Origin of the sequence: Salarchaeum japonicum, assembly GCF_049705945.1 — an archaeon.
In the GTDB taxonomy this organism is placed as follows: Archaea; Halobacteriota; Halobacteria; order Halobacteriales; family Halobacteriaceae; genus Salarchaeum; species Salarchaeum japonicum_A.
In genome coordinates, this window is sequence record NZ_JBNAMV010000004.1 from 295,362 (window position 1) to 321,481 (window position 26,120).

The following is a 26,120-nucleotide window of genomic DNA, read 5'->3' on the forward strand; positions in this document are numbered from 1 at the left end:
AATCACCGCGATTCAGCGGGGGCCATGGCGGTGTGTCCACTCGCGGCGTGCGTAGACACGTATTGGACCGAACGGCGTTCTGGCTTCGGAATCCAATGACGATGACCGAACTGGAACCCATCACTCCACAAGAGGCCTTAGAACTGTACTGTGAAGATATTGACGGGGAGTTATCCCCTAACTCCGTCCGCGCGAAACGGTATCAACTCGGGAAATTCGTAGATTGGTGCGAGGGCGCAGACGCGGACGAAACACGGGTGGAGAACCTTAACGAAATCACGGGACGGGACTTTACGCGGTTCAAGAACTGGCGCAGTGAGGGAATCAACAAGGTGACTCTGCGGACGAACCTCTCCGCGCTACGGTCTTTTATGCGGTTCTGTGTGTCTGTTGACGCGGTCCCGCACGCGATTCCCGAGAAAATCAACGTCCCAAATCTCGACAGTGGGGAAAATCATAACGACGAACACATTGATGAGTCGGAAGCACGGGCGATACTTGATTATCTCAGTCGGTTCGAGTACGCCAGCATGGACCACGTGCTATTCAAACTCCAATGGACCACTGCTATGCGAATGAGCGGGCTTCACAGTCTCGACGTAGGTGACTTTAACGCGGAGGACGGGACGCTTTCCGTCACTCACCGCCCCGACCAAGGAACCCGCTTGAAGAACCGTGAGGACGGTGAGCGTGTCGTCACGCTTGACGCGGAGACAGCGGGCGTCGTAGCCGACTATATTGAGTATCAACGTGTCGGCGTTGAGGATGACTTTGGTCGGTGTCCGCTCTTTAGTTCAAAGTACGGCCGCATGAGCAAACAGAACCTCAACAAGCGTATCTACCGCGTGACAGCGCCATGCTACACTTCACGCGGCTGTCCCGCGGATAGGGACCCGATAGAGTGCGAGCATACAGGGTCCTACGATAACTACGTACAGTGTCCGTACAATACGCGCCCTCACGCGATTCGAGGCGGGTCAATCACCTACTGGCTACGGAACGACGTTCCGAAGAAAGCCGTAGGCGACCGCGTGAACGCTTCGATGAAAACACTGGATAGACACTACGATGAGCGGAGTGAAGAAGAAAAGGCGGAACAACGGCGGGGATACTTCAACACGGGCGAAGGCTAACTGCCCCGCTTGACGAGGGCACCGACCGCCCCGCCACCGTGACCGATTACAGGCTCTCTTAAGTTATACCTGCACAGACATTATACACAGGCTGAGCGGTTTTAGACAATACTGGTGTTCCTCTACCCATCGTCGGTGTTGTAGTGGTTGCGGGCTGTTTGAAGCGCCTGCATGGGGTTCAGTGCGTGACGAGTGACTAACTCGTTGTATCCGTCACGTTCCTTTAGCCAGTTATTGAACGCCGCTTGAGAGTCTTCAGCGGCTTTGATGCGCTGTTCATCGACCAACAACATGGCGGCGAGAATCCGTGTCTCAACGCCATTCTTCGGAGCGTCACCAAAGTGGTAGTTCCCACACTGACACTGGTGGCAGTACGGACACATCGACGGGTCGTGTTTCACTGGAGTGTACTCCACATCCCAGGAATACTCACTGCTTGTGGCGACATCCATCGCGCCGTTTTCAGGTGGGTGGACATCTGAAATGACCCAATTAACGGGGCGGGGGGCCTGGCATTCCGCTGGCTCGTGCCCACCTATCGGGTGGAACGGTTCGGCAGGAAGGGCATTGTATACGCTTATCACCTGGCTTTCGTGAGCGTGGAAATCCAGTTGCTCACAGAAGGCAGTGATTCGCTGGCGTACGTCACGTTCATGGCGGTTCCCTTCGTCGTCACTCGCTGTTCCATCGTTGAGACGTTTCAACCATGAATCGGAACCGAATAGCCGACGTACTTCCTGTTTGTGACGTTCGGACTTGATTGCCGATATAGCCGCCCCAGTATTGTGGTCCGAGGGCCGAGCGGTGATATCATTAGGGTGCCACGTTGTTCGACCATCACCCCACTGGGGGCCGAGAACAGTATCGGCACGGTCTTTCAGGGCTTCCGCCTTCGTCAGTGCGCCGTCACCCTCCTCTGCGACCGCTGTCTCCCCACTGACAGTAATACCCACAGGGTCACCGACGTGGATGGGGTCAATGTCCGTTGAATCCGTGGGATGAACATATTCCCGTTCCACGTCGCTGGCAACTAATACAGGAATATCGCCAGTATGTGCCCTCGCGTAGGGAGACCGAAGGTTGGCGGCCACTATTTTGGCAGGCTGTGCTCCAGTGTCGTGACTGCTGTCGCATGCTGACATTGTTGGGTGTTCTACTGCGAACAACCCAACACAGCCTTTCCTCCACGCCTTTGCACTCGGGAGGCAAGCGGTGCATTACCTTCCGAGCCTCACCCGAGGGGCAAAAAGAGCTTTTTCCACTAGTGAGGGGCACGGGGCAGGGGCGTGCTCGTACCTGAATATAGGTGCTGGAGACGGATAAACCCAATTTTTACTGATGATAGACTCCATTAATGAACCTATCTCCTAATTCATCAAGCGAATTCCGTGACGACCCATTCAATCTTATATATTTGATTGGATGGGTCGTAGACAAACTATATGCGTACAAATACAGTAAGCACTACTCAACAGATGGCTCTACTCGAAACCCTTAGTGTTCTCTCGGGGGTGGGCGGATTAAGTTTTGGCGCATACCAATACTATAGGGCCAAGAGTGACGAGAAACGGAAACAAGAACTGAATGATTTAGCTGACGAGTTGAACGATTTGAGGCGGGATATAGATGGAATTGTAGAAACCTTCCAATCACCCACTACAAAAGTTGACTTATCACACCAACTTGACTATTGTACAAAGGATGTGCTGGCATACAAGCATGAAACAGGAGATAATGCCCTAGTGAAAGCGGAAAAGTCGAACGGTGGCGAAAAAGTAAGTAATGCGGGCCAAGCCCTCGATTTATACAAGAATGGTGATACTTATCCGCGGTATCACCTGACGTTAGAATCGGGTTATACGGGATACGAATCTAACTTAGTGTATGCAGTAAGCGACCACGCAGTCTATATCAATCACTTGTATAAGACCCTGGATAAATTGCAAGAAAGGCACAAGGGGACTCTTGAGGAATTTTCCCCAGGACTATATGACGGGATTGAAGGTTTGATGGATGATTTCGTAGAAGACACATACACCAATATTTTATCTCACAGAGATGGTATTAAGGTAAACCCTGATAGTCACAATAACATAGAGGAAATGGGGCGGTTCCTCTTTTTCTACTTTTGGCACTACGAAGGCATAACGAAGGAATTGGAGAGCTTGTCCCAATTATCTGATAAAATTGAGGAGGCTCGTACGACGATACTCCAAGCTAGTTATTAGATACCTCCACGTACTCCTGCGGCCGATTCATCCCCCATCGGCACCCCCGCTATCTACGGGCACCGTCATGGCTTGCGCACGCGAGCCCTACGAATGTGATAGACTAATACCCGCGCTGGCCCTCTCCACGGACCTGGGCTATCTAGTGGTATGTGATTTAGACCCGTGTTCAGCGGCCCGTTGCCCTCGCCTTGTGCGGGGGCGAGGGCCGCCAGTGTCCCTGTCTACCGCATATCTAGGGTACTCACTGACCGCGGTATCAGGTCCGTGGTAGTGGCGGTGGAATCAATTTCCGTGCGTTCTACTTACTATGTCTGTGCTGGTGTTACTTAAACGAAATTCGGAGCGGGAGGTGGGCATGTCGGTAATCCCAAGAAGAGAGCGAGTCTGTCTACACTCGGTCCAAGTGGTCGTACACCCGTTCCGTCGTCTGGATAGAGCGGTGTCGTAGTCGGTTCCGAACGTCATACAGGGTGTTTCCGTCCTCTCGGTTCATCATGCGGTAGGCGACGCTATGGCGTAGTGCGTGGGGGGTTACGTCCGTTGGGTCGCCAAGCCCTTCAACGGTGTATGGTTCTATTTCGGCGTCGGTAGCGGCGTCTCGAACGACGTTACGCACACTTTCGGTAGTCATGCGGTCGGACTGACGGGAGGGGAAGAGGGCTTCGGGGTCTTTCCAGCGATTCGAGAGATACGTTCGTAGCGTCCGAAGCGTCTCGCCCGCCAGTTCAATCTCGGTGTAGTCGGGGCTATTGTCGTTTGGATAGCTCTTCTGGATATCCGCGGGCAACATGAGTACGCCGTCCTCGAAGTCAATCATACTCACGTCTACGGCGACCGCCTCACCGACACGCAGCCCCGTGTCCGCTAAGAGGGCTATCAGTGCGTCGTTCCGCGTGGCGAGATAGTCCGCGCTGTTCTCCACAGTGGCGTTCCGCATAGCGGTTATCTGCTCGGGCTTGAGCCAGACACGGGCTTTCGGGTCGGACTCTTGAGTTTGGGAATCTGTTGAGGCGGGCATTTGGGACACGTCCGTACATAAACGAACACGCTCCACTTCCTAGTTAGTTTGGGTTTCTGCAAACAGACTCCAAAACTCAATGTGGCCCACGTACCCCGCCCCGTGAAGACTGGTGAGCGGGCGGGTCCTATACTCCACTCGGGTAGGGGGACGGTTTAGCCGCGGGGTGACATGAAATACCCCGACCGTAAAGTGACGCATTACACACATATGCTTTTACAAGCGGGCGGCTTAGGAGACTCCATGACAGAAGACTCCGATAAGATAGAGGGGGGAGAAAGAGAGGCTCTTGGGGCAATTGCGAATGATGCCTTAAAGACGTTCAGGGCGGGTTTGTTCTTGATTGTAATCTACATCTCAATAATGTCCCTCACACTCCAAACAGGTGGTGTAGAATACATTGAGAATATAACAGATTCGTTCTATACGATTAACGGAATTGTATTCTGGATTGGTTCTGTGACGGTCAGTATATTCACTCACCGAACGGCGCGCCGTATCACGCTCAAAGAACACTACCCTCAGTTAGGTCGAATAGACGACAAATTTGACGTGTTGAATCTATCCACCACAAGCACATTCGGATTGTTAATCTCAGTGTTCTCCCTTGTTATGGGGTTATTCGAGGGGTGGGCAAATACCGTAAACAACACATCAATGACTGTCGGCATTGAACAACCCCTACTAATTGTCGGATTTTCTATTATTATGGTTTCCGTCCTCTATTTCGCGTTCTCGGTCTTAGATATGATTCGGGGGCGATGGGGACCAATCAGAAAGATTCTCCGATTGTCATAGACTCTATAAGATTCCAATAGGGCGTTTAAGTCCCAACTGGCAGAGTTTGGCTTTATTGGTCGGTGTCTACTCACGTGGTATTGTGGGAAAGATTCTAGGCGGTCGAGACAGTAGATACACGTGAAGCCCAGCACGGCGTTGGTCTAAGACAAGAACACGCACGCTACGAATGGACTCCTACCCTCGTGTCGTAGATTACGACGGTAGAAACCGCCCGACGTAGCGGGGTTTGACTACCCGCGGACTGCGATAAATCGCGTCGGGAAGCAGTCCATGTCGACGTGGAGGACGATGCGCTCCGCGGGGTCGGGCGCACCCGGCAGGCGGTCGCCGCGGCCGCCACGCTCGCTCATACGGAACGGGAGGGCGAGAACGGGCTAAACGGTGTTGGTACCGGAGTGAAACTATTCGTACTCGACGACGGTGCCGTCTTCGCGGCAGATTTCGAGGGCGTGTTTCGCGCCCATGCCGGCGTCGTGAGCGGTCGCGCCGCGGGCGACGCCGACCTTGAGGTCGACGCCGGTGTCGTCGCGGACGGCGTCGATGGCGTCCCGGTAGGCGGGTTCGTCCATCGCGGGACAGATGGCGATGATGTTGTCGCCGCCGACGAAGAAGGAGAGCGAGTCGTGCTCGGTGTGCATGTGCCGCATGAGGCTGGCGTACGCCTGTTCGATGTGGATGAAGGTGGAGAAGGCGTCGAGTTCGTCGGTGTACTCGCCGGTGGCGTCGTTCACGTCGAAGTGCGCTATCTGGAGGTCGTCGTCGGTGCGCTCGTGGTCGTCGAGGGGCGCGCCGAGCAGGGCTTCCGTGCGTTCTTCGTCCTGCGCGCTCCCCTCCTCTTGGAGGCGGGCGGTGGCGTGCGCGAGCGCGTCCGCGGGACTGGGGGCGACGGCGGTGGAGAGGCTGACGGTGACGGGGTAGCGGTTCCGGACGGACTCTTGGATGCGCGCGTGGTCTTCGGCGTCGACGCCGTTCGTCACGGCGACCATGTTGTCGAATCGCGTGAAGAAGACGTAGGCGTCGCGCGTCCCGAACAGCTGGGAGAGGTCGGCGTACAGCCGCGACTGGAGGGTTTGGAGGTCGACTTCCCGGCGGGGGTTCGGGGTGACGGTCCACGGGCCGTAGTTGTCGAGTTGGACGAGTGTGATCTGCGTGTTCGTCACGATACGCGGAGTTCGGCGCGCCCCGCGTTTATCGGTTTTGGGTTGCGTCTCACGTATGATGGTGGCGGTCGGGTCGAGGGTTGCCGGCACCCCCGACAGAACTCGAAACGCTCTTCCGCTCGACTCATAGGCGTTCCGTATGGCCGCGAACCGCTACTCGGACCTGCTGGCGGCGTCCTACGAGGCGTCACATGCGGCGTCGGCAGTCGGCGACGAGTCGTTCTACCGGGAGCACGCACTCGCCGCCGACGGTCCCGTTCTCGAAGCGGCGTGTGGGACGGGCCGGCTCTACCTCGACCTGTTGCGCGCCGGCGTCGACGCGGACGGGTTCGACATCTCGCGTCCGATGCTGAACCGGCTCCGCCGGAAATCCGACGACGTGACGCCGCGCGTCTGGCAGGCCGACCTGCGCGCACCTGCGACCGACCGCGAGTACGCCCGCGCGTTCGTCCCATACAACTCCATCGCGAACCTGACCACGGTCGACGACCAACTGGCGGCGCTCGACGCACTCCACGACGTTCTCGAACCCGGTGGCCGGCTCGTCTTCGACGCCTTCGTTCCCCGGTTCGACGTCATCGCGGAATCGTTCGGCGAGTGGCACTCGGAGCAGTCTTTCGAACACGAGGGCGGCCAGTTCGTCGCGCGAACGCGCGCCACCATCGAGGACACGGTGGCGGGGACGTTCCGAACCGAACACGAGATACAGCGGGACGGCGAGGTGGTGGCGGAGGAGTCGTTCGTTCTCGCACACCTGCCGCCACAGCAAATCGAACTCCTCGCGCGAGAATCCCAATTCGACGAGTGGACGGTCGCGGGCGGGTTCGACGGCGAACCGCTTACCGACGGCGACGCGGTCCAGGTCTGGACGCTGCGGGCCTAGACGACCGCGACCGCACGCCCCTCGACGACGCGCTCGCCGCCGTCGGTCGTGACGGCGAGGTCGGCTTCGACGCGCGTTCCCGTCTCGACATCCTCGACGGCGGTGATTTCGAGCGTCGTGGTGAGCGTGTCGCCCGGCCACACCTGCGCGACGAACCGCGTGTCGTACTCGCGGAGACCGGCGAGGCCGAACGTCTCTCGGACGAGCGCGGACGCGACGCCCGCGGTGAACATTCCCTGCCCGAACACGGACGGATACCCCGCCTCCTGAGCGTGCGGTTCGTCGTAGTGAATCGGATTGAAGTCGCCGCTCGCGCCCGCGTACCGCACGAAGTCCTCGCGCGAAACGTCCTCGCTGACGCGCTCGAACGTGTCGCCGACCGCGAATTCGCCCGTCATTCCGACGCACCCTCGATTGCGCGTCCGGTCTCGATACGCGTGTTGTAGTCCGAGAGGACGTGACTGCCGGATTCGTCGGTGAAGTCTGTGCGGAGGACGGCGAACGTCATCGTTCCGCCGCCCCGGCCGTCGCGCTGATAGACCTCCGTGAGCGTGGTGTCGCCGGTGAGCGTGTCCCCGACGTAGAGCGGGCGCTCGTACTCGTAGCGCTGCTGGCCGTGCACGACTCGCGCTCGGTCGAACCCCAACTCGAACCCGAGGTTGTGGTCGATGCCGTCCGGGCGATACCGGGGGAAGAAGGACGTGCGGGCGAACGTCGGCGGCGCGGGAATCGCCTCGTAGCCCGCCTCGCGAGCGGCCTGCTCGTCCAGGTACACGTCGTCGGGGTCGTCGATGGCGCGCGCGAACTCCGCGACCTTCCCGCGCTCCACGGCGAACCCCTCTATGGTTCGGTGCGTGTCGCCGACCTGGGCTTCGAGGTCGGCGAGCGGTAGCGATGGCACGCCCCGAACTCCGGCGACACCGAAGAAAAAGGATGGGGTTAGAAGGGGTAGTCGCGCGCCTCGCGCTGGAGGCTGATCCACTTCGGTTCCGTTATCTCGTCGAGGAACGCGTCGCTGTTGTACGTCCCGATGCCGGACGCGCCGACGCCGCTGAACGGCACGTGCGCCTCGTCGTTGATGGACTGGTCGTTCACGTGGACGTTCCCGGTCTCCACGCGTTCGGCGATTTCCTTGCCGGTCTGGAGGTCACCGGCGTGCACGCTCCCCGAGAGGCCGTACTCGGTGTCGTTCGCGAGCGCCACGGCCTCGTCGACGTCGCTGAAGGGGATGACGGGCGCGATGGGGCCGAAGTGTTCGTTCGCCGCGACGGGCATGTCGTTCGTCACGTCCGAGAGCACGGTCGGCTTCACGACGAGCGAGTCAGCGACGCCGTCCTGGTCGAGCGTCTCGCCGCCGGTTTCGAGCGTCGCGCCCGCCTCGACGGAGTCGGTCACGTACCCGAGCATCTCGTCGCGCTGGGACTCGTCGATGATGGGGCCGACGACGGTGTCGGCGTCGTGCGCGCTCCCGACCGGCAGGTCGGCGGCGCGGTCGGCGAGGCGGTCGACGTACTCGTCGTACACGTCCTCGTGGACGATGTGGCGGTTGATGGAGATGCAGACCTGGCCCTGGTGGACGAACGTTCCGAACGTCCCGCCGTCGAGCGCGCGGTCGAGGTCGGCGTCCGCGGTGACGATGTGGGCGTTGTTCCCGCCGAGTTCCATCGCGGGCACGGCGAGGTTCTCGGCGGCGGTCGCGGCGACCCGCCGACCGACCGACGTGGAGCCGGTGAACGCGACCACGTCGCTCACGGGATGGCCGGCGACCCGGTCGCCGATTTCGGACCCTTCGCCGACGACGACGTTCAGCACGCCGTCCGGCAGACCGGCTTCCTCGAACAGCTTCGCGAACAGCAGGCCGCCCGTGATTGGCGTGTTCGTCGCGGGCTTCAGGACGACCGTGTTCCCGGACGCGATGGCGGGCGCGACCGCGCGCATCGAGAGGTTCAGCGGGAAGTTCCACGGGCTGATGACCGTCACCGTCCCCTTCGGCTCCCGCCGCACGATGTTCTCCTTCCCGGGGATGTTGGAGGTCGCGTGCTCGCCCTTCGTCCGCCGCGGGAGCGTCGCCGCCTCCGCCGCGTGGTCGGACGCGATCTGTATCGAAGTCTCACCCATGATGGCCGACCCGCCGGCCTCGTGCGCGAGCAGGTCGACTATTTCGTCCTCGTGCGCGTGGAGCGCGTCGAGGAAGTCCTGCACGACCTGTTCGCGTCGCGCCGGCGGAGCGTCCGCCCACTCGTCCTTCGCGGCCTCGGCGGCCTCGTAGGCGGCGTCCACGTCCGACTCCACGCCGGCAGGCACCTCCGCGACCGCCTCCCGCGTCGAGGGGTCGTCGACCGCGATGGTGTCGCCGCTCTCGCTCTCCACCCACTCCCCGTCGATGAAGAGACGACTCCAGTCGGCGTCGATTGTGTACGACATCTGTACCCGGGCGTTGGCGCGTTCCACACAAAGGGGGGCGTCAACGGGCGAGGAGGACTGAAACCCGCATCTTCAAACCCGATGCGGGCGGTAGCGGCGAAGCGTGCTGTGGCCGCGTGCTGGCGGACGCCGGTCGCGTCCGCTTAGAGATCGCTGTACGGGCCGCCCTTCGCCTCGGTGAGGCGTTCGACCTGGTCGTCAGTGAGGTCGATGGTCGCGGCGCCGAGGTTCTCCTCCAGTTGCTCGACGGTTCGCGCGCCGACGATGGGCGCGGTGACGCCGTCGCGGTGGGAGAGCCACGCGAGCGCGGTCTGCGCGGGCGTCGCGTCGACCTCGTCCGCGACCGCTTCGAGTTCGTCGTGCACGTCGAAGTTCTCCTCCGTGAGGTAGGACTCCTCGAACCGACTGGACTCCGCGGCGCGTGACTCGCCCGTCAGGCCCTCCTCGCGGCTGTACTTTCCGGTGAGGAAGCCCTGGCCGAGCGGACTCCACGGGCAGACGGCGAGGTCCTCGCTCCGCGCGAACTCGAGATAGTCCCCCTCGATTTCGCGGTCCACGAGGTTGTATCGCGGCTGGAGCACCGAGAACGGCTCCCAGCCCTCGGCGCGCGCGAGCTCGTTCGCCTTCGCGACCTTCCACGCGTTCGGCCGCAGCGTGGACGCGCCGAGGTAGTGGACCTTCCCGTCCTCGACGAGCCGGTTCAGCGTCTTCATCATCTCCCGCGTCGGCGTCTGGTCGTCCCAGCGGTGGATGTAGAGCACGTCCACGTAATCCGTGCCGAGTCGGTCCAGCAGGGCGTCGATGCGGTCGCGGACGTTCTTCCGGTTCGTTCCCCGGCTGTTCGGGTCGTCCTCCCGGATCTGCCAGTAGATCTTCGACGCGATGGTGTATCGCTCCCGGTCGCGGTCGTCGAGCCAGTCGCCGATCCACTCCTCGCTCGCACCGCCGCCGTACACGTCCGCGGTGTCGATGTACCGGCCGTCCGCGTCGGCGTACGCGGTGAGGAGTTCCTTCGCTCGCTCCTCGCCGATTTCGACGTTCCCCTCCTCGGTCTGCTTGCCGAACCGCCACGTTCCGAACTGGAGTTCGCTCGATTTGAGGCCGGTTCCGCCGAACGATACGAAGTCGAGGTCGAGGTCACTGACTGCCATCACCGGACCTTGGACGACCGACGTGAAAACAGTTCAGCAATCGGCCAGGTCGTCGCGGGGGCGTACCGTTTTAGGGGTTGCCCACGGACGCCGGGTATGGCAGACGAAACCGCACTCGTCACCGGTGCCGGCGCCGGTATCGGCCGCGCAATCGCTCGACAGCTCGCGGACGACGGCTACCACGTCGTCGTCACCGACATCGACCCAGACGGCGGCCGGGAAACCGTCGACATCGTCGAGGACGACGGCGGGAGCGCGACGTTCACCGAACTCGACGTGACCGACCACGACGCCGTCGAAGCCACGGTCGACGCAACTGTGGAGGAGTACGGCGGACTGGACGTGCTCGTGAACAACGCCGGCGTCGGCCACGAACCCGCGCTCGTCGAGGACGTGTCCGTCGCCGACCGCGACCGCCTCCTCTCCGTCAACGTCGAGGGCGTCTGGAACGGCTGTCACGCCGCCATCCCCCACATGAAACAGGCCGGCGAGGGCCGCATCGTCAACATCTCGTCGCTCGCCGGCGTCGTCGGCTCCCCCCGCATCGCCACCTACTCGCTCACGAAGGGCGCGGTCCTGAACTTCACGCGCGCCATCGCCGCCGAACTCGGCCCCGCCGGCGTCCGCGCGAACGCCGTCTGCCCCGGATTCGTCGAGACCAGCATGGCGGACGAGTTCTTCGGCGGCAGCGACGACCCCGAGAAGGCCCGCGAGCGCATGGAACGCCAGTACCCGCTCCGCCGACTCGGCCGCCCCGACGAGGTCGCGGACGCCGTCTCCTTCCTCGCGAGCGAGAACGCCTCGTACATCACCGGCCACGGCCTCCTCGTCGACGGCGGGTTCAACGCGACGTAGCCCGAACAAACACGGCGAACGCTTTCTCGAACGTTAGTCGGCGCGCTCGTGAGTGGCGCGGCGGAGCATCTCGGGCGTAAGCGACTCGGTGGGCGGGACGGGTGTGCCGTCGATGCGCACGAAGGTCGTCGGGTGGTCGAGAAGCTCGGCGGCCTCGGCGGTGTCGTGCGTCTCTGGCTGTGGTGCGCTAGCGCCTATGAGGTGGTAGGCGTCACGCGGGAGCGGTTCGGCGAACCGGACAACGCCGCCGACGGGGTCGTCCACGGTGACGGCGAATCTAGTCGTGAACGCGTGACCGCTGGACCCCGGTGGGGTGACATCGACGCGGGCTGGCCCCACGATTCCGTCGGTCCGGACGGGAACGTACGTCGGGTGACCGACCACGCGGACCGCGTCCTCGATGCCCGCGTATCGGACGGTGGTTTCGACCGAACACCCGACCTGGACGCAGTAGAGGAGGTCGGCGACTCTGGAGACCGGGAGGCGGGCGGCCGCCGACATCGCCGCGGGAACGCCGCGTTCCGTGAGGTCGACCGCGGCGTCGAACGCGTGTTCGCCGGTTATCACGGCCAGTCCGAGCGGGGTCGTGTCGAGCGCGCCGAACCCGTTGCCGTGGCGGAGCGGGGGGCGGTCCCAGTACGCGACGGTCGCGTTCGCGGCGGCTTTCCGGACGGTCGCCGGGTCGTCGCTCACGCACACCGAAACGGGTTCGGGGAGGTCGGAGAGCGCGTCGAGGAGCGCGGGCGCGCGGTCCGGGGCGGCGAACACGACGGTCGTCGCGTCCTCGCGCGTGACGTACGGGGTTTCTCGCGCGGCGTCACGGAACGACGGGACGAGTCTGGCGTCGCCGGTCGGCGGAACACCGTGCGCGTGGGCGGTAATCGCGGACGGCTCGAACGCGGTCCCGTTCTCGGTTCGCGAGCGCGCGCGGCCATCAGTCTGTGGGTCGTCAACGTGGACGCGCCAGAGGCCGTGAAGGGCGTGCGGGAGGAGTTCCGCGTCCGCGATGTCGTCCCGGAGCACCGCAGTCACCGGCCACTGCGGGACGGCGGGCGCGAGCAGGTCGGGCGTGACCTCGAGGTACTCCATGAGCTGTTCGGGTATCGGCGAATCGTAGAGGTTCGGCGGGTAGAACGGGAGGCGGCCGGCGAGTTCGTCGTACTCGTGGCGGGGGAGCGAGTAGTAGCCGTCGGTGCGCGCGAGCGAGTCGAGCACAACGCACGTCGCGAGGAGTCGGTCGACCGCGGATTCGAGCGGTTCGTCCGGGGCGAGCGGAGCGGAGTAGCCGTTCGAGAGCGACAGCGTCGGTTCGCTCGCGGGTTCGACGGTCGCGCCGAGGTAGTACGCGAGCGGCGCGACCCGGTAAACGTCCGCGATGGAGTCGGGAACGCCGAGCGTGACGCCGGTGTCGGGCGGCGTGAGTCCGTCAGGAATCGCGAGTTCGTCGCCGACCTCGATGGCGGGCGGATAGCCGCGGAGCGTCGGCCACGAGCGCTCGGGCGAGAACTCGCGTATCGACGACCCGAGGTGGGACACGGCAGCCATCAAGGCTCGCGGGTCGTCCGACACGGTTATCGTCGCCCGCGAGCGGTCGTGCGCGGAGCGCGCCCCGACCTCGACGTACGCCGGTTCGGGGAAGGAGACGCGGAGCGCGCCGCCCTCGCTTCGGGGCTGGGTGTACGCGACGGTCGCCGCCGTTCGGCTCAGCCGGATGTACGTCTTCACGGGCGCGGCGAGTTCAAGGTAGTACGTTCCCTCCGGGAGGTCGCGCGGCGTCGCGGAGAACTCGCCCATGTGTTCGCCGTCCGCAGCGCGGAGGTAGGCGGTGACGCCGGCCGGGACTTCGATGGTGTCGGTCGTCGTTCCGACGGCCGCGTCCACTGGGAAGAGGAAGCCGTCGGGGGGCGCGGGTTCGCGACCGGTCGCGTCGAGCGAGAGCGTGAACGCTCGGCCCGTGAGTGCGTCACGGACGCGGAGGTCCCCGTTGTCGTTGGCGAAGGAGACGAGGTCGAGAACGTCTCCACTGGGAGTCATAGATGTACCGTCAGGCGGCCGAACGGTTTGAGGGTGTCGCCTTCACGCGATGGTTCGCACGGCGTCCGCGAGGAAGAGAACGCCGAATCCGGCGAGGAGGATGGCTGAGAGTGCGCTCACGGTGGGTGCGAGGGATTCGACGCGGCGTTCGGCGGCGGCGAGCGCGAGCGGGAACGAGACGACCCACGCGAGCACGCCCGCGAAGAACCCGGCGACGAGCGCGGGACTGCCGGTGTGGACGACGAGCGCGCCCGCGAGCGAGTCGCCGAGGTAGGGCGTGTAACTGAGGAGGTCGAGTTCGCCGGGTTCGACGAGCGCGACGCCGGCGGACAGCCAGAACGCGAGCTGGTAGGGGTTCGTGATGGCGAGCACGAACGCGCGTTGGAAGCCCGTGCCGGCGACCCTGCGCTCCCCGGCCTCGCGGAAGGACTCGGAGACGCCGCGGTACGCGCCGTACGCGAAGTAGAGCATGAGGCCGCCGCCGACGGCGAGCAGGCCGGCGTGCAGGAGCGGAAGGTCCGTGACGACGGCGACCACGCCAACGAGCGCGAGCACGAAGAAACAGAAGTCGGCGGTCGCTGCGCCCAATCCGGCGCGCACGCCCTTCCGCCAGCCGCGCTGCACGGCTTCCTCGGCGATGACGGCGTTCATCGGCCCCGGCGGGGCGGCGAGCGCGAGGCCGAACGCGACGCCGGCGGCGACTGACGCGAGCATGCTTCGAGTCGGGTGCGTGCCGTGAAAAACACCGCGTTCTTTGGTTCGTGGGTACGTGTAGCACGACATGACGGACACGAGAGTCGTCGAGGGCTGGCAGGGACGGTTCTACGAAGACTTCGCGGTGGGCGACGTGTACAAGCACCCCTACGGGCGGACGGTGACGGAGACGGACAACGTCTGGTTCACGAACCTGACGATGAACGTGAACCCGATGCATTTCAACGAGGCCTACGCGTCGGAGACCGAGTTCGGGGAGCGACTGGTGGACGGTACGTTCGTCATCGCGCTGGCGGTAGGGATGAGCGTGGTGGACGTGTCGATGAACGCCACCGCCAACCTCGGCTACGACGACGTGCAGCATCACGCGCCCGTCTTTCACGGCGACACCATCTTCGCCGAATCCGAGGTCGTCTCCAAGCGGGAGCTGGAGAGCCGCGACCACGTCGGCGTCGTCACCACGGAACTCCGCGCGTACAACCAGGACGGAACGAAAGTGCTGTCGCTGGAGCGCACGCCGATGGTACTCAAGCGCGAGCACGCCGAGGTGTCGCCCGACCAACCGCCTGGCTGGCCGGCGGACGTGGGAACGCAGACCGAGGATTAGTCGCGCATGTGGACGCTCGCCTGCGGTTCCGCGGGATCGGTCGGCACCTCGACGAGCGTCGGGCCGTCGCGGTCGAACGCCGCGCGGACGGTTTCGCGAATCTCGTCGGGCGTCTCGGCGCGCGCGGTCTCGACGCCCATGCCGTCCGCGATGGCGGAGAGCGAGAGCGGCGTCTCCGGCCAGTCGTAGGCGTCGAGGCCGTACGAGCGCTGCGCTTCCTCGGAGATGATGGCGTAGTCGGCGTTGTTGAACGCCACGAGTACCACCGGCAGGTCCTCGGCGGCGGCGGTGTGGAGTTCGTGGATGCACATCATGAGGCCGCCGTCGCCGGAGAGCGCGAGGACGTGCTCGCCGGGGTTCGCGCGCGCCGCGCCGATGGCCGCGGGAAGCCCGGTTCCCATCGTCGCCCACGACCCGGGGTTGACGTAGGAGCGCGGGCCGTACGCGGGGAAGTAGACGAGCGTCCAGATGCGGAAGCCGCCGGCGTCCACGGAGACGGGCGTCTCGCGTGGGGTCGCGTCCCGGACGGCGTCGATCGCGGCGACGGACGTGAGGGGCGGCTGGTCGGCGTCGCGAAGCGCGGCCATCCGGTCGGCGTCGGCCTGCCTGACGGCCGTAGCGCGCGCCGCGCCGTCCCGGTTCTCCGTTCGTTCGAGGCGGCCGGCGAGACCCGCCAGCGCCGCGCCCGCGTCCGCGACCAGGGCCGCCGTCGGCTCGTACCCGGTTCCGACGTCCTCGGGGTCGAGCGTGACGTGTACGAGCGTGTCGGGTAGTTCGACGCTCCACGAGCGCGTGGCGACGGCGTCGAAGTCCGTGCCGACGGCGAGCAGGGCGTCCGACGAGGAGAGCAGGTCGAGGAGGTCGGGGCTTGCGCCGCCGCAGAGCACGCCCGCGGAGAGGTCGTGGTCCTCGGGAATCGTGCCCTTGCCCTTGTACGTGGTGACGACTGGCGCGTCGAGGGTTTCGGCGACGCCGACGAGCGCGCCGGACGCGTCCGCGGAGCGCACGCCGCCGCCCGCCAGCACCACTGGTCGGTCGGCGTCGTTCAGCGCGTCGACGGCGTCCCCAAGCGAGTCCTCGTCGACGCCGTGGACGGACTCCGTGGTGTAGTCGCCGGGTTCCGCGAGAACCGCGTCCATCGGGAGGAAGTTCTTCGGGATGCCGACGCGAACCGGGCCCTTCGGCGCGGTTTGCGCGACGGCGATGGCGCGCTCGATTTCGGCTATCGTGGCCTCGGGGTTCTCCACGAGGACGTTCTCCTTCACGACGTTGTCGTAGGTGTCTGGTGGCGTCTCGTGGATGCCGTCGCCGCCCCGGATGTCGGGTTCGGTCTCGACCGCGAGGTGGAGGAGCGGCGTGCAGTCGTTCAGGGCGTTCTTCAGGCCGTTCATCGCGTTCATGTCGCCCGGCCCGGGGACGACGCAGGTCGCGGCCATACTCCCGGACGTCTCGGCGTACCCCCACGCCTCGTGCGAGACGGCGGTCTCGTGGCGCGCGACGACGAAGTCGATGCCGTCGCTGTCGCCGATGGCGTCGTTCAGTGGAAGGGTCTGTTTGCCGGGGATGCCGAACACCGTATCGATGCCGTGTGCGACCAATCGGTCGACGACGGCCTCGCTCACGCGCATACCGAGTGAGTCGCGGCGAGCGCAATAACTCTTGGTAGACCGCGGGCGAAGATTTAGGGCGACGTACACGAACGACCGTGTATGACCGACCACGACGTCTCGTTCCTCCGAGACCTCGACGCGGAGAGTTCGTTCAGCGAGTCGCGACGCGAGCAGTACGCCCGCGACGCGAGCCCGCACCACCCCTCGACGCCCGACGCGGTCGTGTGGCCGGAGACCACCGACGAGGTTTCGGCCGTGCTATCCGCGGCGTACGAGCGCGACGTGCCGGTGACGCCGTGGAGCGGCGGGAGCGGCCTCGAAGGGAACGCCATCCCCGTCGAGGGCGGTATCGTGCTGTCCACGAAGGAGATGACGTGGGTCGAGACCGACCCGGACACGCTCACCGCGCGCGTCGGTCCCGGCGTCATCTACGACGACCTGAACGAGACGCTCGCCGGTCACGGCCTCCGCTTCCCGCCCGGTATCTCCAGCGGGGACGTGGCGACCATCGGCGGGATGATCGCGACCAACGCGAGCGGGTTCAACGCCGTGCGGTACGGCGAGACCCGCGACCACGTCCGCCGCATCGAGGCCGTGCTCCCCGACGGCGAGGTCGTCGAGGCCGGACGGAACGTCGTGAAGACCTCCTCGGGGTACAGCATCAAGGACTTGCTCGTCGGGAGCGAGGGGACGCTCGGCGTGGTGACGGACGCCACCATCGAACTCGCCGGCATCCCCGCGGAGAAGCGCGCGGCGCTCGTCGCGTTCGAGAGCGCGCGCGACGCCTGCCGCGCCGTCAGCGACATCATCGGTGCGGGCGTGAAACCCGGCGCAATCGAGTTCATGGACGAGCAGTCCATCGAACTCCTGAACGCGAACCGCGACGACCTCACGCTCCCCGAGCGCGCCACCCTCCTGCTCGAACTCCACGGAAACACGACCGGCATCGAGGAAGACTACGCGTTCGTCGAGGACATCTGCCGCGACCACGGCGTCGTCGAGTGGACGGAACCCGGGGGCGCGATGGCGGACGTCTGGGAGGCCCGCCGGGAGGCCTTGCCCGCGGCGCGCGCGTACGACCCCGACCTCGACGTGGCCGTCATCGGCGACGTGGTCGTCCCCATCACGAACTACCCGGACATCGTGGAGCGCGCGCACGACCTCGCCGACGAGTACGACCTGCTCGCGCCGCTCGTCGGGCACGCGGGCGACGGGAACCTCCACTACACGCCGCTCGTCGACCGCGACGACGAGGACCACGTGATTCGCGCGATGGCGTTCAACAACGAGGTCGTGCAGGCCGCAATCGAGATGGACGGCACCGCGACCGGCGAGCACGGCGTCGGCATCGGGAAGCGCGGGTTCATGAGCGACGAGCACGCGAACACCGTGGACGTGATGCGAGGTATCAAAGACGCCATCGACCCGAAGGGCCTGCTCAACCCCGGGAAAGTCATCCCGGAGGAATGAGCACTGTAAAGCGAACTGGAGGATATTTCTAACAGTCCTGGGGAAGGTTTTTCGGGGTTCGCGGTGTGGGTCGCGGTATGAGTGACGCAGTCACGCTCGACGTAGAGGACGGCATCGCGACCATCACGCTCGACCAGCCCGAGCGCCGGAACGCGCTCTCCCGCGAGCTAACCGCGGGCCTCCGGGACAGCCTCGAACGCGTCCGTGACGAGGTCGACGACGCCCGCGCGGTCGTCGTGCAGGGCTCGGGCGGCGCGTTCAGCGCCGGCGGCGACATCGCCGCGATGAAGGAGCGACTCGACTCCGACGAGTCCCTGGAGGAGGCCGTGAAGACGCTCGAGCGAACGACGAGCGAGACGCTCGCGCTCCTCGTGGAGTTCCCGCTTCCGACCATCGCGAAGGTCGACGGCCCCGCGGTGGGCGCGGGCGCGAATCTCGCAATCGCGTGCGACATCCAGCTCGCGACCGAGGACGCGAGCATCGGGTTCGTGTTCCGGCAGGTCGGCCTGTCCGTCGACGCCGGCACGTCCTACCTCCTCCCGCGCGTCGTCGGGACGAACGTCGCGAAGGAACTCGTCTACACGGGCGAAATCATGGGCGCGGAGCGCGCACACGACCTCGGGCTGTTCAACCACGTCTACGGAAGCGACGAGTTCGCGGAGAAAGCCGATGCGATGGTCGACCGAATAGCGTCCGGGCCGACGGCGGCGTTCCGGCACGCGAAACGCCTCATCGACGAGGGCTTCGAGAAGACCATCGACCAGGCGATGACGGACGAGGCCGTCGCGCAAGGTGTCGTGTTCGACACGTACGACCACGAAGAAGGCGTGCGGGCATTCCTCGAAGACAGAGACCCCGAGTTCGAAGGGCGCTAGGCGTCGGGGTTTCGCCGCTCGTAGAAGGCTTTTCCGCGCATCGTCATCACGATTTCGTCGTCCTGATTGAACATCGCGGTGTCCGTCGTGAGCAACCCCCGCCCGGGGTCGCTCTCGAGCGGGCGTTTCTCCGCGACCTCCAGACGCACGGAGAGCGTGTCGCCCGGGCGGACGGGTTCGGTCCACTGAATCTCCTCGACGCCCGGCGACCCGAGGCTCGCCGCGTCGTCGTAGTGGTGTTCGACCATGAGCTTCATCCAGAGCGACGCCGTGTGCCAGCCGGACGCGATGAGGCCGCCGAACGGCGACTGCTTCGCCGCCTCCTCGTCCACGTGGAACGGCTGCGGGTCGAACTGTTCCGCGAACTCCACGATTTCCTCCTTCGACACCGTGTACGACCCGAACTCCTCCACGTCGCCCACGTCGAAGTCCTCGTAGTACGTCACAGCGGCTCCTCCCCCTCGATGATGCGGACCGCGCGGTCGGCGAGCGCGGGCACACGTTCCTCCATCAGCGGATACATCGGGTCGTCGGAGTTTCCTTCCAGGTAGCGCCGGTAGAACATCTCGCCCAGTCCGGCGAGCTTGTAGACGGCGAGCGCGCGGTAGAACCGCTCGTGCTCGAACTCGAACCCGGTCGCGTCCTCCCAGCGCTCCACGAGTTCGACGCGTGTCGGGTAGCCGTCGCGTTGCATGAACGTCGCCTCCAGCTCGGGGACCGCGGGCTCGGGGTCCTTGGCGTCCCGCCAGTAGGAGAGCATCCACCCGAGGTCGGCGCGCGGGTCGCCGAGCGTGCTCATCTCCCAGTCGAACACGCCCGTCAGTTCCGGGGGCGTGCCGGGCGCGTACAGGACGTTGTCGAGCTTGTAATCGCCGTGCACGAGCGTCTCCGGATGGTCTTCCGGGCAGTTCTCGTCCAGCCACTCGCCGACGCGTTTCAGCTTCGGGACCTCGCGGTCGTCCGCCGTGACCTCGAACGCCCACGAGAGCTGTTTCCCCCAGCGGTCGACCTGCCGGCGCGTGTAGCCCGCCGGCCGCCCGAGTTCGCCGAGGCCGACCGCTTCGTAGTCCACGTCGTGGATGGCCGCGAGCGTGTCCGCGAGTTCCTCCCCGATGCGCTGGCGGGACGCGAGGTTCGCGAACCGCTCCGGTTCGTCGTCCCGCAGCACGTCGCCGGGCACGCGCTCCATCACGTAGAAGTCGCTCCCGATAATGGAGTGGTCGTCGGACGCTGCGACCGTCGGCGGCACCGGCACGGCCGTGTCTTGGAGCGCGTCGATGACGCGGTACTCGCGGAGCACGTCGTGCGCGGTGTCCGCCGTCTCGCCCGGCGGCGGCCGGCGAATCACAAGGTCGCGGTCGCCCCACTGGACGAACAGCGTCTCGTTCGAGTGTCCTTCCGCGTGCCGCTCGACGTCGTAGGCGTCCGTCGGCCCGAGTTCGGATTCGAGGAACGTCCGTAACGCGTCCTCGTCTACGAGCCGAGCGAAGTAGGCCGCACTCGTGTCGTCTGCCATACCCGGGCGTTCAACCTCCTCGTACGAATAGGTATGGATGGGAATTACCACTCGATGCCAATCGGGACGAATCTTTTTACATTGTATTCACGAAGGGTGGGTATGGAGTACGACGATTCCGAGCGAGCGGTCGAGTTCGCCGAGAAAACCCGTGAGTTCGTCGACGAGGTAGTCATCCCAGTCGAACGCGACGTACTGGGCGGCGACCCCATCAGTGACGACCAACTGGACGCGCTTCGCGAGGAAGCGCGCGACTACGGCGTGTACGCACCGCACCTGCCCGAGGAGTACGGCGGGCACGGCCTCAGCTACCGCGACATGCTCCCCGTGTTCGAGGAAGCCGGCCGCAGCCTCCTCGGCGCGCCCGCCATCAAGGTCGAAGCGCCGGACGAGGGCAACATGCACACCCTCGAGATGTTCGGCACCGAGGACCAGAAAGAGGAGTACCTCCGGCCGCTCGTCCAGGGAGAGATTCGGAGCGGGTTCTCGATGACCGAACCGATTCAGGGCGGCGGGAGCGACCCGAAGATGATGGCGACCACCGCGGAGAAGGACGGCGACGAGTGGGTCATCAACGGCCACAAATGGTGGACGACCCAGGGCACCGAGGCCGACGTGCTCATCGTCATGGCCGTCACCGACCCCGACGCCCACCCCTACAGCGGCTGCTCGCTCTTCCTCGTCGACGCGGACGCGGACGGCGTGAACGTCGTGCGCGACATCCCGCACACCGGCGGGAACGTCACCGGCGTCGGGCACGCCGAAATCGAGTACGACAACGTGCGCGTCCCCGAGAGCGCGCTGCTCGGCGAACTCAACGAAGGATTCAGCCACGCGCAAGCCCGCCTCGGCCCCGCCCGCCTCACCCACTGCATGCGGTACTCCGGAATGGCCCAGCGCGCGCTCGACATCTCGAAAGCATACATCAGCGAACGCGAAGCCTTCGGCGAACCCCTCAGCGAGAAACAATCCCTCCGCTTCGAAATCGCGGAAGCCGAAACCAACCTCCACGCCGCCCGCACCATGGTCCGGCACGCCGCCCGCCAAATCAACCAAGGGAACGAAGCCCGCATCCCCGTCGCCATGACCAAAGTGTTCGCCGCGAACACCTGCCAGAACGTCATCGACCAAGCCATCCAGATGTGCGGCGGAAACGGCATCGGGAAAGACCTCCCGCTCGCCGACTTCTACGAGAGCGTCCGCCAGTTCCGCATCGTCGACGGCGCAGACGAAGTCCACAAACGCGTCATCGCCCGCGACGCCCTCAGCGACGCCGACCAACACGAATTCGAACTCGAAGCCCTCACGCGCTTCTAACCCACCTTTTTACTCAAGCGGTCGCCGAAGGCGACCCGCTTGAGTAAAACCCTGGAGGCAAAAAGACGCGAGCGCTCTGCGCTCGCGTGAACAGCGCGCCGGCGGCGCGCTGATGCTCGTACCGTCTCCGCCACTAGACCGCGCTGGCTGAAAAGTTCAAATACGAGAGCGCGGCCAGCGATGGATGATGTACTGACTAGCGACGTACGGGAGTCCGGTTCGGTGACGGCGACACGCTCCCGTGCGCGACCGCCGGTGTCGTCTGCACGCCACTTTTCCTCTCGAACGCCTATCCATGGGTATGAACGAACGCGCGCTATCGCGGGTCGCGGAACTGCTAGAGTCGGCGGAGACTGCGGGTGTTCTGACGGGCGCGGGCGTCTCCACGGCGTCCGGCATCCCGAGTTTCCGCGGCGACGACGGAATCTGGGGGGCGGAGTTCGACCCCCAAGATTTCCATCGGCGGCGGTTCGAGCGTGACCCCGCGGGGTTCTGGAGCGACCGCCTCGACCTCCACGACGCGATGCGGCCCGACGGCGTCGAACCGAACGCCGCCCACCGCGCGCTCGCCACGCTCGAAGACACGGGCGTCCTCAATGGTGTCGTCACGCAGAACACGGACGGCCTCCATCAGGACGCGGGGAGCGAGCGCGTCATCGAACTCCACGGGAACGCCGAGCGCGTCGCCTGCGAGGACTGCGGACGGCGGAGCGACGCGGCGGACGCCCGACGGCGCGCCGCGGACGGCGAACTCCCACCGACCTGCGAGTGCGGCGGCGTCCTCAAGCCCGACGTGGTGTTGTTCGGCGAGCAACTGCCACAGAAGGCGCTGCACGACGCCCGCGACCTCGCGGAACGGAGCGACGCCTTCCTCGCCGTCGGCTCCTCGCTGACGGTTGACCCCGCGGCTTCGCTGCCCGCGACCGCCGCGCGCGACGGCAGTCTCGTCGTCGTGAATCTCGAGGAAATGCGGGCCGACGACCGCGCCGATGTCGTGCTCCGCGCGGACGTGACGGACGCGCTACCGGCGATAGCTGAACGCGTTCACGAGGCGTGACGCGCCAGCGAGGAGCGCGTACGCCACGGCGTAGAGCGCCGTCGGGAGCGCGACGAGCGCCGCGGCCAGCGCAGTGAGCGCGAACGCGACCAGTCCCGCAAGGAGGGAGAGTAGAACGTGGCTCACGGGGTCGCCACGGTCCACGTCCTCGTCGAGGAACGGCCGGAGCGTCCGTCGAACGGGCCGGAGCAGGCGTCCGTGGAGCGCAGCGGCGACCGAGGACGGTTCAGGGAGTCTCATCGCTCACCTCGCACGCCGACGATGTCGAGCACCGCGCGCAAGTCGTCGATTCGGTGACTCGCGTCGGAGCCGTCGGCGTTCTCGCCGAACGCGACCCCGTGGATGCCGTGGCGGGCGGCGCCGGCCACGTCGTGGTCGTAGCGGTCGCCCACCATCACCGTCCGCTCGGGCGTGACGGGGCTCTTCGAGAGCGCGGTCTCGAACATCGCGTCGTCGGGCTTGGTGCGGCCGACGGCCTCGCTCGTCGTCACGTCGTCCACGTGCTCCAGCACGCCGAACAGCGAGAGGATGAACTCACCCTCTTCCGTGTCCACGTCGCTCACGATACCCTGGTAGACGCCGGCGTCGGCGAGCGCGGCGACGACCGCGCGAGCGTGCGGCGTCGGCCGGAGGTAGCGCGCGGAGGTCTCGCGGAAGAGCGGGAACCACTCGTCGTCCGCGAGGTCGCGTCCGGCGAGGTCAGCGAGCGCGAGCGCGTACGCCTCGCGCGCCGACTGATAGGCGTTCCCCTCGCGTTCGCGGAACTGGCGGCCGACAGCGCCGCGCCACTGCTCCAGCGCCGCCTGCGGGTTCACGTCGAGGCCGTGCGCGGCGACGAACCGCTCCATGAACCGCGTGTGTGCTTCGCGCACCGAGTCGACATCGAGGAGGACGCCACCGATGTCCCAGAAGACCGCGTCGTAGTCCATCTAGTACCACGTCATGCCCGCGTCCACGTTAACGTCTTGGGCGGTGACGTGCCGGTGGTCGACGGCGAGGCGGTACGCCACGTTCGCGACTTCCGCGGGCGTCACCATCTCGTCGAGCATGAGGTCGCCGAGGTACTCCTCGCGCTTCACCGCTTCGGGGGTCGTGCCGCGCGCCTCCGCTTGGTTCTCGATGACGGATTCGATGCGGTCGCCCGCCACGGGCCCGGGACAGATGGTGTTCACGGTGACGGCGTCGTCGCCGAACTCGGCCGCGAGCGTGCGTCCGAGGCCGACGAGGCCGAGTTTGGAGGCGGCGTACGGGCTGCGGTTCGGGTACGGGCGCTTCCCGCCGACGGAGGAGACGTTGACGAGGCTTCCCTCGTCGCTGTCGCGGAGCGCGCTCGCCGCGTGTTTCGCGCAGAGGAAGGGTCCGGTGAGGTTCGTTTCGATGGTTTCGCTCCATGCCTCACGCTCGATTTCCTCGACTGGCTTCGTGGGGCCGGCGATACCGGCGTTGTTCACGAGCACGTCCAGTCCACCGAACTCCTCGACGGTCGCGTCGATAGCGTCGCGGACGCTCTCCTCGTCGGTCACGTCGCATCGGACGGCGAGCGCGTTCCCGAGTTCGTCCGCGAGGTCGGTGGTGTCGCTGCGCGCGGCGAGCGCGACCGCGAAGTCGTCCTCCACGAATCGGCGGGCGATAGCTTCGCCGATACCCTGGCTCGCGCCGGTGACGAACGCGACGCCCTCAGGCATCGTCGTCCACCAGTTTGAACTTCTGCACCTTCCCGCTCGCCGTGCGCGGCAGGTCCTCCACGAACTCGACCTCCCTGGGGTGTTTGTACTCCGCGAGGTTGTCGAGGCAGAACTGTTTGATTTCCTCTTCGGTCACCGCTGCGTCCGGTGTCCGCACGACGAACGCCTTCACGGTCTCGTTCCGGCGTTCGTCGGGGATACCGACGACGGCCGCGTCAGCGATGGCTTCGTGTTCGTAGAGGAGGGATTCGACCTCGCTCGGGTAGACGTTGTAGCCCGCGGTGTTGATCATGTGCTTCTTCCGGTCGACGATCTCGTAGTAGTTCTCGGCGTCACGGCGCGCGATGTCGCCGGTGCAGAAGTAGCCCTCGTCGGTGAACGCGTCGTCGGTCGCGTCCGGGAGATTGTGGTAGCCCTTCATCACCTGAGGGCCGCGCACGAGGAGTTCCCCGGTCTCGCCGGGGTCGACTTCGTCGCCCGAGCCGTCCACGATTTTCGCGTCCGTCATCCGGAGTGGCTGACCGATGGTGCCGGGCTTGTAGCCGAACGAGGACCCGACGCCGGTGTGGGTGGCGGCGGTGGTCTCGGTGAGTCCGTATCCCTCGCTCATCGCGACGCCCGTGCTCTCCTCGAAGCGTTCCTGCACGGCGACGGGCATCTTCGCGCCGCCTTCGTTGACGGTGTCGAGCGAGGAGAGGTCGTACTCGCCGAACGATTCGTCGTTCACCATGTCGACGAACATCGTCGCGACGCCGATGAAGCTCGTAATCTCGTTGTCCTCGATTTCGCGCATGCAGCGCTCGGCGCTCCAGTCGGCGGGATTCCGGACGAACGCGGTGCCGCCCCGAATCAGGGTCTGCCACGTGGAGTGCGTGAAGCCCGTGATGTGGTAGAGCGGGAGGAAGACGAGTTCGCGCTGCTCCGCGGGCGGGAGGTCGGTGAACTGGAAGCCCGAGAACGCCTGCGCGCGGAGGTTCCCGTGGGTGAGCAACACGCCCTTCGGCTGGCCCGTCGTTCCGGACGTGTACGGCTGCATCGCGGTGTCGTCCGTGTCCACGTCGACCGTCACGGGGTCGCCGGAGACGTCGTGGAGCGCGGTGGTGTCCGGGGTGGCCTCGCCGACGGTGAGGACGTCGGGGTCGCTGTCGATGTCGTCCGCGGCCTCGTGGACGTGTTCGACGAGCGCGGGGTGGGTGACGACGACGCTCGCGTCGGTATCGTCGAGCTGGTGGGCGAGTTCGCGGGCCTTGTACTGCGGGTTGACGGGGGAGACGACGACGCCCGCGCGGAGGCCGCCGAGGATGGTGGTGACGTACTCGGGGCAGTTCGGGAGGTAGAGCAGGAGGCGGTCGCCCGCGGTGTGACCGCGCTCGTGCAGGCCGCCGGCGAGCGCGGCGGAGCGCTCGCGGAGGGCGGCGAAGGTGAACGACCGACGTTCGCCCTCGATGGCTGTCGGGTCGGGTCGCTGGTCGGCCGTCGCGTCGAACAGCGCGGCGGCGTTCGTTGCCTCGACCGTCTGTAGGTAACTGGGTACGTCCATACCATGCCATTCCGTAACATTTGCCATTATGTTAACGGT

At 65.3% G+C, this 26,120-nt stretch carries 26 protein-coding genes; 10 read left to right on the top strand and 16 right to left on the bottom strand.

The window, feature by feature from the left end:
* Nucleotides 1-101 precede the first annotated feature (101 nt).
* Entirely contained in the window at nt 102-1,133 is a 1,032-nt protein-coding gene (locus ACOZ4O_RS03185) for a tyrosine-type recombinase/integrase (protein ID WP_424523870.1), read from the top strand.
* 122 nt (nt 1,134-1,255) lie between these two features.
* Here the strand turns inward: ACOZ4O_RS03185 and ACOZ4O_RS03190 are convergent, their stop codons facing one another.
* Nucleotides 1,256-2,275, bottom strand: a complete 1,020-nt coding sequence (locus ACOZ4O_RS03190; RefSeq protein WP_424523871.1) for a hypothetical protein — start codon at nt 2,273-2,275, stop codon at nt 1,256-1,258.
* 333 nt (nt 2,276-2,608) lie between these two features.
* Here ACOZ4O_RS03190 and ACOZ4O_RS03195 point away from each other — a divergent pair, with 333 nt between their 5' ends.
* Nucleotides 2,609-3,361, top strand: coding sequence for a hypothetical protein (locus ACOZ4O_RS03195; protein ID WP_424523872.1), 753 nt, complete (start codon nt 2,609-2,611; stop codon nt 3,359-3,361).
* Between the two features lie 391 nt (nt 3,362-3,752).
* On the opposite strand, the gene ACOZ4O_RS03200 is transcribed toward ACOZ4O_RS03195, so the two are convergent.
* Complete coding sequence (locus ACOZ4O_RS03200) at nt 3,753-4,382, bottom strand: tyrosine-type recombinase/integrase (RefSeq protein WP_424523873.1); 630 nt, start codon at nt 4,380-4,382, stop codon at nt 3,753-3,755.
* Nucleotides 4,383-4,625: 243 nt separating this feature from the next.
* On the opposite strand from ACOZ4O_RS03200, the gene ACOZ4O_RS03205 reads away from it, so the two are divergent.
* A complete protein-coding gene (locus ACOZ4O_RS03205) occupies nt 4,626-5,180 on the top strand; it encodes a hypothetical protein (protein WP_424523874.1) in 555 nt (184 codons plus the stop codon).
* 404 nt (nt 5,181-5,584) lie between these two features.
* Here the strand turns inward: ACOZ4O_RS03205 and ACOZ4O_RS03210 are convergent, their stop codons facing one another.
* Nucleotides 5,585-6,343, bottom strand: coding sequence for a GTP cyclohydrolase III (locus tag ACOZ4O_RS03210; RefSeq protein ID WP_424523875.1), 759 nt, complete (start codon nt 6,341-6,343; stop codon nt 5,585-5,587).
* Between the two features lie 139 nt (nt 6,344-6,482).
* On the opposite strand from ACOZ4O_RS03210, the gene ACOZ4O_RS03215 reads away from it, so the two are divergent.
* Nucleotides 6,483-7,226 carry a class I SAM-dependent methyltransferase gene (locus tag ACOZ4O_RS03215; protein ID WP_424523876.1) on the top strand — a complete coding sequence of 248 codons (744 nt, stop codon included), beginning with the start codon at nt 6,483-6,485 and terminating at the stop codon, nt 7,224-7,226.
* Here ACOZ4O_RS03215 and ACOZ4O_RS03220 read toward each other — a convergent pair.
* The 4 genes from ACOZ4O_RS03220 to ACOZ4O_RS03235 form a co-directional block, all read right to left on the bottom strand.
* The gene (locus ACOZ4O_RS03220; RefSeq protein ID WP_424523877.1) at nt 7,223-7,624 is read right to left on the bottom strand and encodes a MaoC family dehydratase; all 402 of its coding nucleotides are present in this window, start codon (nt 7,622-7,624) and stop codon (nt 7,223-7,225) included. The two genes, ACOZ4O_RS03215 and ACOZ4O_RS03220, sit on opposite strands and share 4 nt — an antisense overlap.
* On the bottom strand, nt 7,621-8,127 hold the full coding sequence (locus ACOZ4O_RS03225; protein WP_424523878.1) for an FAS1-like dehydratase domain-containing protein: 507 nt from the start codon (nt 8,125-8,127) through the stop codon (nt 7,621-7,623). The genes ACOZ4O_RS03220 and ACOZ4O_RS03225 overlap by 4 nt, the downstream gene beginning before the upstream one ends.
* A gap of 38 nt (nt 8,128-8,165) precedes the next feature.
* On the bottom strand, nt 8,166-9,650 hold the full coding sequence (locus tag ACOZ4O_RS03230) for an aldehyde dehydrogenase family protein (protein WP_424523879.1): 1,485 nt from the start codon (nt 9,648-9,650) through the stop codon (nt 8,166-8,168).
* Between the two features lie 143 nt (nt 9,651-9,793).
* Complete coding sequence (locus ACOZ4O_RS03235; RefSeq protein ID WP_424523880.1) at nt 9,794-10,801, bottom strand: aldo/keto reductase; 1,008 nt, start codon at nt 10,799-10,801, stop codon at nt 9,794-9,796.
* A gap of 96 nt (nt 10,802-10,897) precedes the next feature.
* Between ACOZ4O_RS03235 and ACOZ4O_RS03240 the strand changes: the two genes are divergently transcribed.
* Nucleotides 10,898-11,656, top strand: a complete 759-nt coding sequence (locus ACOZ4O_RS03240) for an SDR family NAD(P)-dependent oxidoreductase (protein ID WP_424523881.1) — start codon at nt 10,898-10,900, stop codon at nt 11,654-11,656.
* Nucleotides 11,657-11,689: 33 nt separating this feature from the next.
* Here ACOZ4O_RS03240 and ACOZ4O_RS03245 read toward each other — a convergent pair whose 3' ends face one another.
* Both ACOZ4O_RS03245 and ACOZ4O_RS03250 read right to left on the bottom strand, forming a co-directional pair.
* Complete coding sequence (locus ACOZ4O_RS03245; RefSeq protein ID WP_424523882.1) at nt 11,690-13,690, bottom strand: hypothetical protein; 2,001 nt, start codon at nt 13,688-13,690, stop codon at nt 11,690-11,692.
* A 42-nt stretch (nt 13,691-13,732) separates the two neighbouring features.
* The gene (locus tag ACOZ4O_RS03250; protein ID WP_424523883.1) at nt 13,733-14,404 is read right to left on the bottom strand and encodes a LysE family translocator; all 672 of its coding nucleotides are present in this window, start codon (nt 14,402-14,404) and stop codon (nt 13,733-13,735) included.
* Between the two features lie 67 nt (nt 14,405-14,471).
* On the opposite strand from ACOZ4O_RS03250, the gene ACOZ4O_RS03255 reads away from it, so the two are divergent.
* Nucleotides 14,472-15,011 (top strand): MaoC family dehydratase, encoded by a 540-nt coding sequence (locus tag ACOZ4O_RS03255; protein WP_424523884.1) that lies wholly within the window; start codon nt 14,472-14,474, stop codon nt 15,009-15,011.
* Here ACOZ4O_RS03255 and ACOZ4O_RS03260 read toward each other — a convergent pair.
* Complete coding sequence (locus tag ACOZ4O_RS03260) at nt 15,008-16,639, bottom strand: thiamine pyrophosphate-binding protein (protein ID WP_424523885.1); 1,632 nt, start codon at nt 16,637-16,639, stop codon at nt 15,008-15,010. The genes ACOZ4O_RS03255 and ACOZ4O_RS03260 overlap by 4 nt on opposite strands.
* Before the next feature lie 81 nt (nt 16,640-16,720).
* Between ACOZ4O_RS03260 and ACOZ4O_RS03265 the strand changes: the two genes are divergently transcribed.
* Complete coding sequence (locus ACOZ4O_RS03265) at nt 16,721-18,091, top strand: FAD-binding oxidoreductase (protein WP_424523886.1); 1,371 nt, start codon at nt 16,721-16,723, stop codon at nt 18,089-18,091.
* 77 nt (nt 18,092-18,168) lie between these two features.
* Nucleotides 18,169-18,966 carry an enoyl-CoA hydratase/isomerase family protein gene (locus ACOZ4O_RS03270; RefSeq protein WP_424523887.1) on the top strand — a complete coding sequence of 266 codons (798 nt, stop codon included), beginning with the start codon at nt 18,169-18,171 and terminating at the stop codon, nt 18,964-18,966.
* Here ACOZ4O_RS03270 and ACOZ4O_RS03275 read toward each other — a convergent pair.
* Nucleotides 18,963-19,412, bottom strand: coding sequence for a MaoC family dehydratase (locus ACOZ4O_RS03275; RefSeq protein WP_424523888.1), 450 nt, complete (start codon nt 19,410-19,412; stop codon nt 18,963-18,965). The two genes, ACOZ4O_RS03270 and ACOZ4O_RS03275, sit on opposite strands and share 4 nt — an antisense overlap.
* Nucleotides 19,409-20,482, bottom strand: coding sequence for a phosphotransferase family protein (locus ACOZ4O_RS03280; RefSeq protein ID WP_424523889.1), 1,074 nt, complete (start codon nt 20,480-20,482; stop codon nt 19,409-19,411). Before ACOZ4O_RS03280 ends, ACOZ4O_RS03275 begins: the two co-directional genes overlap by 4 nt.
* A 102-nt stretch (nt 20,483-20,584) precedes the next feature.
* Between ACOZ4O_RS03280 and ACOZ4O_RS03285 the strand changes: the two genes are divergently transcribed.
* Both ACOZ4O_RS03285 and ACOZ4O_RS03290 read left to right on the top strand, forming a co-directional pair.
* Nucleotides 20,585-21,799 (top strand): acyl-CoA dehydrogenase family protein, encoded by a 1,215-nt coding sequence (locus ACOZ4O_RS03285; protein ID WP_424523890.1) that lies wholly within the window; start codon nt 20,585-20,587, stop codon nt 21,797-21,799.
* A gap of 301 nt (nt 21,800-22,100) precedes the next feature.
* On the top strand, nt 22,101-22,856 hold the full coding sequence (locus ACOZ4O_RS03290) for an NAD-dependent protein deacylase (RefSeq protein ID WP_424523891.1): 756 nt from the start codon (nt 22,101-22,103) through the stop codon (nt 22,854-22,856).
* On the opposite strand, the gene ACOZ4O_RS03295 is transcribed toward ACOZ4O_RS03290, so the two are convergent.
* The 4 genes from ACOZ4O_RS03295 to ACOZ4O_RS03310 are packed head-to-tail and all read right to left on the bottom strand — an operon-like array spanning nt 22,821 to nt 26,081.
* On the bottom strand, nt 22,821-23,096 hold the full coding sequence (locus ACOZ4O_RS03295) for a hypothetical protein (protein WP_424523892.1): 276 nt from the start codon (nt 23,094-23,096) through the stop codon (nt 22,821-22,823). The genes ACOZ4O_RS03290 and ACOZ4O_RS03295 overlap by 36 nt on opposite strands.
* Complete coding sequence (locus tag ACOZ4O_RS03300) at nt 23,093-23,785, bottom strand: HAD family hydrolase (protein WP_424523893.1); 693 nt, start codon at nt 23,783-23,785, stop codon at nt 23,093-23,095. Before ACOZ4O_RS03300 ends, ACOZ4O_RS03295 begins: the two co-directional genes overlap by 4 nt.
* Nucleotides 23,786-24,541 carry an SDR family NAD(P)-dependent oxidoreductase gene (locus tag ACOZ4O_RS03305; protein ID WP_424523894.1) on the bottom strand — a complete coding sequence of 252 codons (756 nt, stop codon included), beginning with the start codon at nt 24,539-24,541 and terminating at the stop codon, nt 23,786-23,788.
* Nucleotides 24,534-26,081, bottom strand: a complete 1,548-nt coding sequence (locus tag ACOZ4O_RS03310) for a class I adenylate-forming enzyme family protein (protein ID WP_424523895.1) — start codon at nt 26,079-26,081, stop codon at nt 24,534-24,536. The genes ACOZ4O_RS03305 and ACOZ4O_RS03310 overlap by 8 nt, the downstream gene beginning before the upstream one ends.
* Nucleotides 26,082-26,120: the final 39 nt, after the last annotated feature.